12 protein-coding genes and 1 tRNA gene are annotated in these 12,147 nt (G+C 45.5%); 12 read left to right on the top strand and 1 reads right to left on the bottom strand.

What is annotated here, in order from left to right; genetic code table 11:
* Window positions 1-94 precede the first annotated feature (94 nt).
* The 12 genes from rplU to ACLD6A_RS03405 all read left to right on the top strand — a co-directional run bounded on the left by rplU (window position 95) and on the right by ACLD6A_RS03405 (window position 10,947).
* Complete coding sequence (gene rplU / locus ACLD6A_RS03460) at window positions 95-403, top strand: 50S ribosomal protein L21 (RefSeq protein ID WP_004129104.1); 309 nt, start codon at window positions 95-97, stop codon at window positions 401-403.
* A 33-nt stretch (window positions 404-436) separates the two neighbouring features.
* Window positions 437-688 carry a 50S ribosomal protein L27 gene (gene rpmA, locus ACLD6A_RS03455; protein ID WP_004133764.1) on the top strand — a complete coding sequence of 84 codons (252 nt, stop codon included), beginning with the start codon at window positions 437-439 and terminating at the stop codon, window positions 686-688.
* 101 nt (window positions 689-789) lie between these two features.
* On the top strand, window positions 790-2,472 hold the full coding sequence (obgE, locus tag ACLD6A_RS03450) for a GTPase ObgE (RefSeq protein ID WP_410313588.1): 1,683 nt from the start codon (window positions 790-792) through the stop codon (window positions 2,470-2,472).
* Window positions 2,473-2,493: 21 nt separating this feature from the next.
* Window positions 2,494-3,639: a glutamate 5-kinase gene (proB, locus tag ACLD6A_RS03445; RefSeq protein ID WP_410313587.1), complete on the top strand. Its 1,146-nt coding sequence runs from the start codon at window positions 2,494-2,496 to the stop codon at window positions 3,637-3,639.
* 233 nt (window positions 3,640-3,872) lie between these two features.
* Window positions 3,873-5,111: a pyridoxal phosphate-dependent aminotransferase gene (locus tag ACLD6A_RS03440; protein WP_410313586.1), complete on the top strand. Its 1,239-nt coding sequence runs from the start codon at window positions 3,873-3,875 to the stop codon at window positions 5,109-5,111.
* 159 nt (window positions 5,112-5,270) lie between these two features.
* Window positions 5,271-5,346, top strand: a tRNA-Trp gene (locus ACLD6A_RS03435).
* A gap of 37 nt (window positions 5,347-5,383) precedes the next feature.
* Window positions 5,384-5,611, top strand: a complete 228-nt coding sequence (secE, locus tag ACLD6A_RS03430) for a preprotein translocase subunit SecE (protein ID WP_004128616.1) — start codon at window positions 5,384-5,386, stop codon at window positions 5,609-5,611.
* 26 nt (window positions 5,612-5,637) lie between these two features.
* Window positions 5,638-6,498 carry a transcription termination/antitermination protein NusG gene (gene nusG / locus ACLD6A_RS03425; RefSeq protein WP_410296546.1) on the top strand — a complete coding sequence of 287 codons (861 nt, stop codon included), beginning with the start codon at window positions 5,638-5,640 and terminating at the stop codon, window positions 6,496-6,498.
* A 288-nt stretch (window positions 6,499-6,786) separates the two neighbouring features.
* The gene (gene rplK, locus ACLD6A_RS03420; RefSeq protein WP_004118588.1) at window positions 6,787-7,218 is read left to right on the top strand and encodes a 50S ribosomal protein L11; all 432 of its coding nucleotides are present in this window, start codon (window positions 6,787-6,789) and stop codon (window positions 7,216-7,218) included.
* Between the two features lie 15 nt (window positions 7,219-7,233).
* A complete protein-coding gene (gene rplA, locus ACLD6A_RS03415; protein WP_410313585.1) occupies window positions 7,234-7,929 on the top strand; it encodes a 50S ribosomal protein L1 in 696 nt (231 codons plus the stop codon).
* A gap of 690 nt (window positions 7,930-8,619) precedes the next feature.
* On the top strand, window positions 8,620-9,336 hold the full coding sequence (locus ACLD6A_RS03410; protein ID WP_410313584.1) for a hypothetical protein: 717 nt from the start codon (window positions 8,620-8,622) through the stop codon (window positions 9,334-9,336).
* A 1,104-nt stretch (window positions 9,337-10,440) separates the two neighbouring features.
* The gene (locus tag ACLD6A_RS03405) at window positions 10,441-10,947 is read left to right on the top strand and encodes a hypothetical protein (RefSeq protein WP_410296573.1); all 507 of its coding nucleotides are present in this window, start codon (window positions 10,441-10,443) and stop codon (window positions 10,945-10,947) included.
* A 30-nt stretch (window positions 10,948-10,977) separates the two neighbouring features.
* Here the strand turns inward: ACLD6A_RS03405 and ACLD6A_RS03400 are convergent, their stop codons facing one another.
* Entirely contained in the window at window positions 10,978-12,123 is a 1,146-nt protein-coding gene (locus tag ACLD6A_RS03400; RefSeq protein WP_410296572.1) for a RelA/SpoT domain-containing protein, read from the bottom strand.
* Window positions 12,124-12,147: the final 24 nt, after the last annotated feature.

Here is a 12,147-nt window from a genome sequence, read left to right as displayed (position 1 = left end):
GGGTGGGTGTATTTTTGATAGTCGGTGTCTTGCCGCGCGCATTTTGCTGTGCGCAAGACAGAAGTAAGCTTTCAATTGAGCTAAGGAACGAATTATGTACGCGATTGTGAAGGCCGGTGGCCATCAAGAGAAGGTCGAGGTTGGCGACGCCATTCTCGTGAACCGTCTCGATGCGAAGAAGGGCGATACCGTGGAATTCCCGGTCGCGCTCGTTGTTGACGGTGCTAAGGTGACCTTAAGCGCCAAGGATCTTGCTAAGATCACGGTGAAGGCAGAAGTCTTGAATGACGAAGCCAAGGGTCCAAAGATTAGCATTATGAAGTTTAAGAACAAGACTGGTGTGGCTCGTCGCAAGGGTCATCGCCAGAAGTTGACTCTCGTCAAGATCACGGCCATCGCCTGATTGACGGTGTTATAAACCTGAAAGGACAGTGAGATGGCACATAAGAAGGGTGCGTCTAGCTCGCGCAACGGTCGCGACTCGCAAGCGCAATATCTTGGTGTGAAGAAGTTCGGCGGTGAAGCTGTTGTGGCTGGCAACATTATTGTTCGTCAGCGCGGCACTAAGTTCCACGCCGGTCAGAATGTTGCTTTGGGCAAGGATCACACGCTGTACGCTTTGACGGACGGCAATGTGAAGTTCGGCATTCGTCGCGACCGCAAGGTTGTTGACGTTGTTACCGCCTGAGTGACAGATTAGTCTTCGAGCCGCACCCAATTCGGTGCGGCTTTTTTGTTCTTGATTTGTTTCCGCGAATTTAAGTGTTTAGCTTCGAGTAAGGTAGCAGTATGAGTGATTTTGTAGATCGCGTAACAGTGCACGTGAAGGGTGGCGACGGCGGCAATGGTTCCGCTGGAGTCCGTCGCGAAAAGTACAAGCCATTGGCTGGACCTAATGGCGGCAATGGTGGTGACGGCGGTTCAGTTATTTTTGTAGCAGACCGCAATGCAAACAGCTTACTCGACTACCGTTTTATGCCTCATCGCACAGCAGAGAATGGCACGATGGGCTTGGGTGACACTAAAGACGGTTCAAAAGGCGCGGATTTGGTGCTTCCTGTGCCTGTTGGAACTGTTGTTTTTACAGCGCGCGGTGCTGCAGGCTCTCAAAAGCGTCCAGGCGAAGTTTTGGCGGATTTGCGTCATGTTGGGGATAAATTCGTTGTAGCTCAAGGCGGTGCCGGTGGTCTTGGTAACGCAGCTTTGGCAAATAAAGTACGACGTGCTCCAGGTTTTGCTCTTTTGGGAGAGCCAGGCGAAGAACGCGACGTAATTTTGGAACTCAAATCTATTGCAGACGTAGCTTTAGTCGGCTTCCCATCTGCAGGAAAATCAAGCTTAGTTGCATCAATTAGCGCAGCTAAACCAAAAATTGCGGATTATCCTTTTACTACTTTGGTGCCAAATCTTGGCGTAGTAAGTTTCGGAAACTATCGTTACACAATTGCGGACGTGCCAGGTTTAATTCCGGGAGCTTCTGAAGGCAAAGGCTTAGGTCTTGAGTTTTTGCGTCATATTGAGCGTACGGAAATTATTGCGCACGTAATTGATTGCGCTACTTTAGAGCCAAATCGCGATCCAATTAGCGACTATAACGCTCTTGAACATGAGCTTGCGCAATACGCTAACAAACTTGAACTTCCGTTGGGCGCAATCCCAATTCCGGAGCGTCCGCGCATTATTATTCTTAACAAAGTCGATGTTCCTGAAGCTAAAGAATTGGCTGATTTTGTGCGCGGCGAGTTTGAGAAAATGGGATTGACTGTATTTGAGATTTCTACAGCATCTCACGAAGGTTTGAAGGAACTCGGTTTTGCGCTTGGTCGACTTGTTGAAAAGATGCGTGAGAAGCTCGCTGCTGAGGAAGCAGCGCGCGAAGAAGAGCGCGTTGTTATTCAACCTCTTGAGCAGCCGGCTTCGACTTTGCGCAGGCGTCGCGATGATGGTCGTGGAAACAGTTCGGACTTTGAAATTAAGCGCGAAGAAGACAGAAATGGTGATTTTTGGTTCACTGTAACCGGAAGCAAGCCTGAGCGCTGGGTTGTACAAACGAATTTTGACAACGATGAAGCAGTAGGATACTTGGCGGATCGCTTGGCAAAGCTCGGTGTTGAAGACGAGTTGCGCAAGAAGGGCGCGCGTCCGGGAGATGAAATTCGCATTGGTAGTGGCAAGCACATGGTTTGCTTCGACTGGGATCCAAGCATTGCAGCCGGTGCGGAAGGATTGGACGGAGCTAATTTGGGTGCGCGTGGCAAGGATTTGCGACTCGAAGCGAACGATCCTCGCGGAGCAAGACGCACGAATGCAGAGCGTAGACGAGATTATCACAGCATGATGGACGCTAAATCTGCGGTTCGAGAAGCGATGATGGCTGAGCGAAAGTCGGGCCACTGGGCAGATCCTTCTGTGGACGACGATCGCCATGACGAAAATAGCTTATTTGGGCGCGGCGAAGAGCAGGAAAACTAACGAAATCAAGGGGTAAATCATATGAGCAATCCGGAAATTGAACTTACCGAAGACGGGGTTCGGCGTTCAATCCGCGAGGCGCGCACAATCGTTGTAAAAGTAGGCTCAAGCTCGCTTACGGACACGTCTGGGCAGCTGGATGTGCAAAAGTTGCGCGCTCTTGTTTCTGCAATTAGTCACGCGCAAATGCAAGGTGCTCGAATTGTTCTTGTGTCTTCTGGCGCAATTGCCGCAGGCTTTGGGCTACTTGGTTTTGCGGAGCGTCCAAAAGATGTGCCAACTCAGCAGGCCACGGCTTCAGTTGGTCAAGGCTTGCTTATGGCGCAATATGAAGCAGCATTTTCGCAATTTGGTTTCAGAGTAGGGCAGATGCTGCTAACGGCGGACGTTACTATTTCGCCGTCTCGCTACCGTAACGCTCAGCGCACAATGCTGCGTCTTCTGGAACTTGGCGTAATTCCAATCGTAAACGAAAACGATGCGCTTTCTAGCAACGAAATTCGATTCGGTGACAACGACAGACTTGCAGCATTAGTTGCGAATATTGTGCGTGCAGAAGCGCTTGTGCTGCTTACAGATGTGGATTCGCTTTATACTGCGCCGCCTAGCGAGCCTGGCGCAAAACGAGTGAGCTTTGTGCCAGATGTTACGCGTGCTTTAGAAGAAGTAAAAGTTGGTGCAAGCGTTTCGGGTGTAGGTACTGGGGGTATGGTGACGAAGCTGGAAGCCGCGCATGTGGCGGCAGTTTCGGGTATTCCAACCGTGCTTACTTGTGCTAGAAACGCAGGTCCTGCTCTTGCCGGAGATGCTGTTGGAACTGCGTTTGCTCCGGTTCATACGCGCGATTCTTCTAGGCGACTTTGGATTGGGTTTGCGTCTAATCCGCACGGAACTTTGGTGGTTGATTCTGGTGCTGCTAAAGCTGTGCGCGGCGGACGTGCGAGCCTTCTTGCTGCTGGTATTGTGCGTGTTTGCGGCGAGTTTTCAGCAACGGATCCGGTGTGGATTGATGACGAGCAGGGAAATCACTTGGCGAAAGGTTTAGTGGCTTTTGATGCTGAGGAGATTCCGGAGATTATGGGGCGCACGAGCGACGAGCTTGAGGAGTCACTTGGCAGGCAGTATGCGCATCCGGTGGTGCATCGCGACAATCTTGTGCTTGTGTAATTAGCTGCAGCTCCAAATTCGCTCAACTTTTCTCGTGTTTGGAGTGTTTGGCGTGGCGTATTGCTCCAAATGTGGGGAAAGTTTCTCGCGTTTGGAGGGTTGTGGCGTGGTTTTCGCTCCAAACGCGGGGAATCCATCTCGCATTTGGAGCGTTTGTGTTTCTTTGACGCTCCAAATACGGGGAAATTTCCGGAAAATTTACCGTTTCGCGGCTTGCGGTTACACTAGAAACCATGGCAGAGAATATGGTAGATACTTCCGCACAAGAAGATTGGCGCGTATTAAGCAATCGCATTAACAAAGTCGCCCCAAGCGCAACGCTTGCAGTCGACGGCAAAGCAAAAGCTATGAAAGCTTCCGGCGTTGACGTAGTAAGTTTCGGCGCAGGCGAGCCAGATTTCCCTACTCCTTCCTACATTGTTGAAGCCGCAGCTGCTGCCTGCAAAGACCCTCGCAACTACCGATACACCGCTACTGCCGGTCTGCCGGAGCTTAGAGAAGCAATCGCACAAAAAGTGCATCGCGATTCTGGCTACGAAGTCTCACCGAATCAAGTCGTAGTAACAAACGGCGGAAAGCAAGCCGTTTACGAAGCTTGCCAAATCCTTCTAAATGATGGCGACGAAGTTATTATTCCAGCCCCATATTGGACTAGCTACCCGGAGGCTGTAAAGCTTGCAGGCGGCGTGCCTGTGACGGTTTTGGCAGGCGCGGACCGTGGTTTTGAGCCAGATATTGATGCGCTTGAAGCCGCACGCACTCCACGCACTCGCGCAATTATTGTAACTTCGCCGTCGAATCCTACGGGCGCTATTTGGAGCGCGCAAACTATTCGCGCAATCGGCGAGTGGGCGGTAAAACACCATATTTGGGTACTTTCCGACGAAATATACGAGCATCTTCATTACGACGGAATTTCAACTTCTTACATTGGCGTTGAGGTTCCAGAAGTTAGAAATCAGCTGTTGATTTTAAACGGTGTTGCAAAGACTTACGCAATGCCAGGATGGCGAGTTGGTTGGATGGTTGCGCCTGAGGATGTTGCAAAAGCTGCTGTAAAGCTGCAAAGTCACATGACTTCTAACGTTTCTAATATTTCGCAACGAGCTGCAATTGCTGCAGTTGGCGGATCTTTAGACGTGGTTTCCACAATGCGCGAGTCTTTTGACGCTCGTCGCAAGGCAATTGTGGAAGCGCTGAATAATATTGACGGCGTTACCTGCCCGCTTCCTCACGGCGCTTTTTACGCTTTTGCTAACGTTGAGGCGCTTCTTGAGCGTCCTCTTGGAGAAAAACGTGAAGTTCCGCATACTTCTTCGCGATTCGCGGAAATGTTGCTTAATGAAGCGCATGTTGCTGCCGTTCCTGGCGAAGCTTTTGGCGCTCCAGGTTATTTGCGATTTTCTTGCGCGCTCGCGGACGATCAGCTTGCAGAAGGTATGCGTCGCATGAAAAAGTGGGTTGAGGCTTAGTTTTAGTAGGTTGTATCTCAACTTTAGTGGGTTGAGGCTTAGCTTTATACGACACTCGCTAAATGCTATTAGTCGCGAAATCATGCCCATGAGATAACATAGCTATCTGGCGGTTTTGCTATGTCGCACCTTTTGGGGTATGATAAGCAAGTTCACCATAGGGATGTGGCGCAATTGGTAGCGCAACGGTCTCCAAAACCGTAGGTTGTGGGTTCGAGTCCCGCCGTCCCTGCCAGTTTTTAGTTCACAAATTCTACACGAAGGAATAAGGCATGGCACAGGCACGCAGCACTAAGAAAGCAGTAAAGCCGAACTTGTTCATGCGCATTGGCATGTTCGTCAAGCAAACTATCGACGAAACGCGCAAGGTTGTTGCTCCTCACGGCAAAGAGTTGTTCGCTTGGTCTATAGCTGTGTTCATATTCGTTGTGTTCTTAATGGCTTTCGTAACCTGCATGGATCTTGGCTTAGGCAAGTTCGTAATGTGGTTGTTCGGCTGAGTTGAAATTTTGAAGGTGTATAAAATATGACTGATGAGTTCAATCCCGAAGAAGCAGAAGCTGTAGAAGTTGCAGATGCTGTAGAAGATGTTGAAGCCGTAGATGCAGCTCCAGTTAACGATGCTTCTGAGGTTGCTGCTGATTCTTCTGACGATGCCGCTGCCGCTGAAGCTGCTGTTGCGTCTCTTGACGCAGATAACGCGGAAGCTGAAGCTGGCACAACTGATGCCGAATCAACTGATTCTGAATCTACTGAAGACGACCCAACTGATGCCGGCGCAATTGCTGTAGCTGAGTTTTCTAAGAAGCTGCGCACTTTGGAAGGCAAGTGGTATGTGCTTCACACTTACTCTGGCTATGAGAAGCGCGTAAAGACTAACGTTGAATCTCGTGTGCAGAACTTTGGTTTGGAAGATAAGATTTTCCAGATTGAAGTTCCAATGGAAGAGGTTGAAAAGCATACGGAAAAGGGTAAGAAAGTTATTACCCGCGTGCGCGTGCCAGGTTATGTGCTCATTCGCATGTGGCCGGATGAAAACGCTCGTCGCATTGTGCGCGAAACCGAAGGCGTTACCGGTTTCGTTGGGCCTTCTAGAGAGCCAGCTCCATTGAGCCGCAAGGAAGTTGTGGCAATGATGGCTCCAATGATTGCTTCCGAAGCTTTGAAGAATGCTGGAGATAAGCCGGCTGCCGCACGTAAGCGCAAGGTTGAAGTTGCTTACAAGGTTGGCGATCAGGTTACTGTTACCGACGGCCCATTCTCTACTATGGCTGCTGTGGTTTCGGACGTTGAGCCTACAACTCAGAAGCTTACTGTTTTGGTTTCTATCTTCGGCCGTGAAACTCCTGTGGAGCTTGGTTTCAACCAGGTTGAGCCGATTGTTTGAGTCGAAATCTTAATCTGAAATCTTAAGCCTATAGCTTTAAGTTTTTATAACACAAACCGGGGTGCGTTAATTTGCACTCCGGTTTTTGTTGATTGAGCAAAAATAGTGGCAGCTGTTGTAATGCAGCGTGTCGCGAAGATGTGGCATAATAGGAAGGCTTGTGACTGGAGGAGGAATCCGCTAGCACAGCACAGCAATACAAGATGCGGGAGGAAGTTGCAAAACGGCTTTATATCAGCGTTTGCAGCAACCGTTTGAACCGCTTGTACAAGAAAGAAGAACCATATTATGGCTCCGAAAAAGAAAGTCTCCGCGCTTATTAAGCTCGAGATTCAGGCTGGTAAAGCAAATCCAGCCCCACCACTGGGTCCAGCATTGGGTTCCCACGGCGTGAACATCATGGACTTCTGCAAGGCCTATAACGACCAGACGAAGGACAAGATGGGTCAGATCGTACCAGTTGAAATCACTGTTTACGAAGATCGTTCCTTCACCTTCATTTTGAAGACCCCACCAGCCGCTGCTTTGTTGCTTAAGGCTGCTGGCATTCAGAAGGGCACCGAGAATCCATTGACTCACAAGGTTGGTTCTGTGACCAAGGCTCAGGTGCGCGAAATCGCTGAAATCAAGATGCCTGACCTCTCCGCACGTGACGTCGAGGCCGGTATGAAGATTATCGCGGGCACTGCTCGCTCGATGGGTATTACCGTTACCGACTGAAAGTGAGTGGAGAAAATGGTGAAGCGTTCTAAGAAGTATCGTGAAGCGGCTGAAAAGATCGACCGCAATAATCTTTACACCCCAGCTGAAGCTATCGCTTTGTTGAAGAGCATGCCAAAGCACGCTTTCGACGAGTCTGTTGAAGCTGTTATGCGCCTTAATGTGGATCCACGTAAGGCTGATCAGTTGGTTCGTGGCGTTGTGAACTTGCCAAACGGCACCGGTAAAACCGCTAAGGTTTTGGTGTTCGCTCGCGGTCCAAAGGCTACTGAGGCTCAGGAAGCTGGCGCCGACATCGTTGGTGATGACGAGCTCATTGAAAAGGTTGCCGGTGGCTTCCTTGACTTCGATGCCGTTGTTGCAACCCCAGACATGATGGGTAAGGTTGGCCGCTTGGGTCGTGTTCTCGGTCCTCGTAGCTTGATGCCAAACCCAAAGACTGGCACCGTGACGATGGATGTTGCCAAGGCTGTTGCAGACATTAAGGGCGGCAAGATTGAGTTCCGCGTGGATCGCCAGGGCAACCTGTCCTTCCTCTTCGGCAAGCTTTCCTTCGATGCCAAGGCTCTTGAAGAGAACTTCAAGGCTGTTGCAGACGAAATCCGCCGTTTGAAGCCAACAACCATTAAGGGTCGTTACATTACTAAGGTAACTGTGACTTCCACAATGGCTCCTGGTGTTCCAGTGGATATTGCAAGCATCGCTGCCTGATTTTATTGCTTAAGTTATTGCCTGCGTAATTTTGCGCACAATATAATTAAGCGCTAAGGCTTAAACGCTGAAAATGTGCTCTTTTTGATTTACGTTTTCAGCGTTTTTTGTTACTTGCGTCGCTGCGTTTCTGCGTTAGTAACGAATAATTGCGATTTAGTGTTGATAGTGCAGTACGCAGACTGCGTTAGTAACGAATAATTGCGATTTATCGTTACTGGCGCAGTGCGAAGACTGCATTAGTAACGAATAGGTGACGATGTGGTTCGCGGCGCTTGGGGAGTACGATGGGCGTGCGGCGCGCGCGGGGCGTACGGCGTGTCGCGGGGAAAGTGGCGGTTTTTCAAGGCTTTGCGGGCGGCGCAGGGGAGCAGCCGCGAGTTTCCTGAGAGTTTTCTGAGAAAAATCTTTGAAAATCGTGAAATAGTATTTTTTACGATTAAACAGCGTTGTTTAGTGTATTTTTTACGGTTTTACGAGCTTTTACTGGAATATTTTTGTAATTTTGTTGATATTTTCTGTGTTGGACGCTTATTTTTGCTCTTGACTTTTTCGAACGGGGGGGGGGTATGTTAATAACAGCTTTCAGCTAGATACTCTATCTGAAAGTTATCCACAAGAGATTGATTTTGTGGGTTTATGTTTTTCACTGCGTTTTAAGCGTGGTGGAGAAGAAGAAAGGAAAATATTATGTTGAATAAGAAGGCTATCGCCGCACTCGCTGCTGGCGCCACCCTCGTTTCTGGCTTGGCTTTTGCTGCTCCAGCTTTCGCTGCAGGTTTTTCTGGCTATGGTAGCGGTACTAATGGTGACGTTACTAAGCATGGCACTACTGAACAGCTCGGTGATACTACTCAGACTGATTCTCCAGCCGTTCCTAAGAAGGCTAGCGACATGCGTTTTGGTGAAGCTTCCAAGTTCGATGAAAAGGGTATTAAGGCTACAGATTATCCAGCATACGAGAACCCAGTTTACAACGAGGGTTACAATCCTGAGTATTCCAAGCATGCTTCTGCTGTAGAAGCTAAGAACAATGAGCTTGTTCGCTTGTACAACAAGAAGATTGAAAAGATTTACGCATGCGGCACTGCTGATGCTCTTATTGCAGATAAGGCTAAGTGCGTTGCTGAGATGGAGAAGGAGAAGGAGAACTTCGTTAACAACCGTCTCCCAAGCCTTTCTACTGAGGATGTTTACGGCCCACGCGATTCCAAGAACCGCACCGTAATGAAGTCTCATCGTCCAATCGATGGCGATAAGGCTCCAGCTAAGGCTCCGGCTAAGGCTGAAGCTAAGAAGTGCGCTTCTGCTCCATTGGCTAAGACCGGTGCTGCTGTAGCTTTGGCTGCTGTTGCTGCTTCCGTGCTTGCTGGCATGGGTGCTGCTCTTCGCAAGATCCGTCACTAAGCTGTTAGCACATTAAGTGTGTTGATTGTTTAATGATTTGTTTGTGAGCGCACTGTATGTGAGTATGGTGCGCTCACTTGTTAAATCTTTCACTCAACGTGCTGCAAGTGCTTTATGTTCTTGCAGCGGGTTTGCTTTCGGGCTTTTGCATGATTCTACTGTTTTGCCAAATCTCTTTCTTCACGGTAGTGTTGTGCGCTGGTTTTCGAGGGCGTGACTGTTGAGTGTTTGGCTGGCTTGTTTGTTAGGGAAACGAGTCGGTTTTGTTAAAGGGCTTGGGTTTGGTGCTACTAGGGGCATCAGACTCCAGCCCTTTCTTTTTATGCGTAAAGAGATTGTACAGAATGTACAGTAAGCATAGTAATCTGTTAGATACGATTTGAAAACGAAAGTTTTGCGGGCGATGCATTTATGCTTCGCCCGATTTTTTTGATTACTCCTGAATTGGTTAGTGGTATTTTTGCAGGGGGTGCGTTAATATTTGCTGGACTACAAGTCGGAGTCGATTGATAAAGAAAAAATTTCGTGTCTTATAGATCAAATGAAGAAAAAGGTTAAATATTATTTTGAAATAGAAGATATACAATTTGTGAGAATTAATAACAAAGTTTCCATTAATAGATATAATCAATTATGACAAAGTTAATCGTGTTGTCATTGTAGTACGCAGATATTGTAGTTGCTAAAAGCGAGTTTGAAATGCTTAATTTAAAAGATAAATTATATTCCTTTTTTAACAGTCTTAGGAATTGCACATTAGTGGCACGCGCGCTTTTAATTATATTATTTGCGTTTTTACTGTGTATTACAATAGCTGCAGTTTTTAGTGATAATATTCAAGACTCAAAGCAAACATATTCTATTATTAATATTTGTGTAGTGTACTTAATATTACTTTTATTGTTTCTTATTTATTTAAAATTTAAGAACAATAAAATTCTATTTTTAATACCTTCTATCCAGGTTTATCTATATTTTTGTATTTCTGCATATATTTATTATGATACAACTAAGGGTTTGCCAGAATGTTATAAATCGCTAGCAATGTTCATTCTATGGTTTATACCATTATGTCTTTTAATATATAGAAGCGTTAGAATTTTTTTGGAAAAGCAAAAATCATTGATTTTTGGCCTATCAATATTTATTACACTTTTGGGATTTATAAATGAGTCTAATTGGCCTGTAGTTACTTTAATAACAGCATGCATTATATTTTTGCTTAAATTGGAAAATTTACAGATTCTATGTAAAGGGAGATTTGATATAAAAATAGAAGATTCAGATAGTAATAAATATAAATTAATTGTTATTAATATTATAGTAGTAGTTTTTGAAGCAATGTTATATTTATCTCTGAAACTTTCTGAGTATTTATCAGAATTATTAAATTGGATTTATGATTGCGTTAGTGCTAGTGGTGGTACGAAATCGTTAAATAATGAAATTATTACAGAACATATGTGGTTAGGATTTTACAGGTTTATTATTTTATCTGTTATTTTCATTATTGTATGTAATCTTTTTCAAAGTAAGCAGAATGCCATCTCATCATGCATAAAGAATATATTTGACTGCGAAGATAACACACAGGTGAATAAGAATTCATGATTATTATCCCAATTTTCATTCATTCATTGATTAATTAATAAGTTCTTCTACTTTTTCAATGAATTTTTCTATGTTATATAAGTAATTAGGGTAAGTATCGTTTAGCTGTTCTTCGTTTTGTGCATAAATAAGTACGCTGTTAAAGTCAGTTATATCTGATGTTTGAGCACCTGACTTATTAACTGTTAAGTTTTTATTTACGCTACTGTTGTCGATTTCTGCATGCTGAATTTTGTTATCTTCACCGTTTATGATGCTATTTTCTTTGCTGTTATAATTCGTTATAGCTTTTTCTACACAATCCATAGTGTATGAATGTATGGTTAATTCTTGCGTTTCTCGCGATAACTCCAGTAGGTAAAGCCCTTCGCCGCCTTGTGTACTATTTTTTTGCATATTAATAGTTACGCTGTTGCGCGCGGCTTTAAGATCTTCAATAATTTCTTTAAAATCATTGTTTGTTCGCACTGAATTTGCGAGTTTTTTCTTAGACTCACTGCAAGTGTCATCGTTACTTTCGTTGTAAGCAAATAATTGAGAGATTGCTTGGAAGAATTGTAGGCAAGAGTGTATTCGAGTATTGACTTTACTCGTTAAAGTAGGATCTTTGTATTCTACGTTGTCTATTTCACTCATAGCTTCTACTGCTGTTGACCAATAGTGTTGAAGCTTGGTTCGTATTTGTAGTTCAATCCTATATTGTCTATCTATTTTTTCTTGGTTTAATGTTTGTTTTACAATTACGTGCAGTGACCTGTATCCGGATTCTTCTGGATGTTTTATATAATCTTTTGTTGCTTTAATATCAATTTCCCCAGCTTCTTTAAGATTAAGAATTTCATCATAAACTTCGTAAACTTCACTCACAGAATTTACAATCGCCCTACACCCTGCAATGTCATCTATTGCACCAAGCTCAAAATTTCCATTGCTGCGGTATAACTTTTTAAGTATTGATTCTTTGCGTTTAAGACGATACGTAGCCATTGCGTCTGGATACTTATTTATGATTCCAACAAGTTTTTTGAAAAAGATTTGTGCTGGTTCTTCATGCTGATGGCGCCATGCGTTGAGGATGGATATCTGTTTGCCATACTCTTCTGAGTTTTGCTGATCTCTCAATTCCTTAAGTATTTCGCCAGCTGCATTAGCTTGCTTTCGGCTAATTATCGTCATACGAATATAATATATAACTTGTAT

It is taken from the genome of Gardnerella sp. Marseille-Q9691 (assembly GCF_046507715.1).
GTDB classification, from domain to species: Bacteria; Actinomycetota; Actinomycetes; order Actinomycetales; family Bifidobacteriaceae; genus Bifidobacterium; species Bifidobacterium greenwoodii.
The sequence above is the reverse complement of the archived record's forward strand: the minus strand, read 5'-3'. Positions and strand labels throughout refer to the sequence as shown.

What these genes read in the sequence shown, in the direction of transcription:
- proB (WP_410313587.1), top strand. Translation starts at nt 2,494, where the DNA reads ATGAGCAATCCGGAAATTGAACTTACCGAAGACGGGGTTCGGCGTTCA.
- rplK (WP_004118588.1), top strand. Translation starts at nt 6,787, where the DNA reads ATGGCTCCGAAAAAGAAAGTCTCCGCGCTTATTAAGCTCGAGATTCAG.
- ACLD6A_RS03400 (WP_410296572.1), bottom strand. Translation starts at nt 12,123, where the DNA reads ATGACGATAATTAGCCGAAAGCAAGCTAATGCAGCTGGCGAAATACTT.
- nusG (WP_410296546.1), top strand. Translation starts at nt 5,638, where the DNA reads ATGACTGATGAGTTCAATCCCGAAGAAGCAGAAGCTGTAGAAGTTGCA.
- rplA (WP_410313585.1), top strand. Translation starts at nt 7,234, where the DNA reads ATGGTGAAGCGTTCTAAGAAGTATCGTGAAGCGGCTGAAAAGATCGAC.
- obgE (WP_410313588.1), top strand. Translation starts at nt 790, where the DNA reads ATGAGTGATTTTGTAGATCGCGTAACAGTGCACGTGAAGGGTGGCGAC.
- ACLD6A_RS03440 (WP_410313586.1), top strand. Translation starts at nt 3,873, where the DNA reads ATGGCAGAGAATATGGTAGATACTTCCGCACAAGAAGATTGGCGCGTA.
- ACLD6A_RS03410 (WP_410313584.1), top strand. Translation starts at nt 8,620, where the DNA reads ATGTTGAATAAGAAGGCTATCGCCGCACTCGCTGCTGGCGCCACCCTC.
- rpmA (WP_004133764.1), top strand. Translation starts at nt 437, where the DNA reads ATGGCACATAAGAAGGGTGCGTCTAGCTCGCGCAACGGTCGCGACTCG.
- secE (WP_004128616.1), top strand. Translation starts at nt 5,384, where the DNA reads ATGGCACAGGCACGCAGCACTAAGAAAGCAGTAAAGCCGAACTTGTTC.
- rplU (WP_004129104.1), top strand. Translation starts at nt 95, where the DNA reads ATGTACGCGATTGTGAAGGCCGGTGGCCATCAAGAGAAGGTCGAGGTT.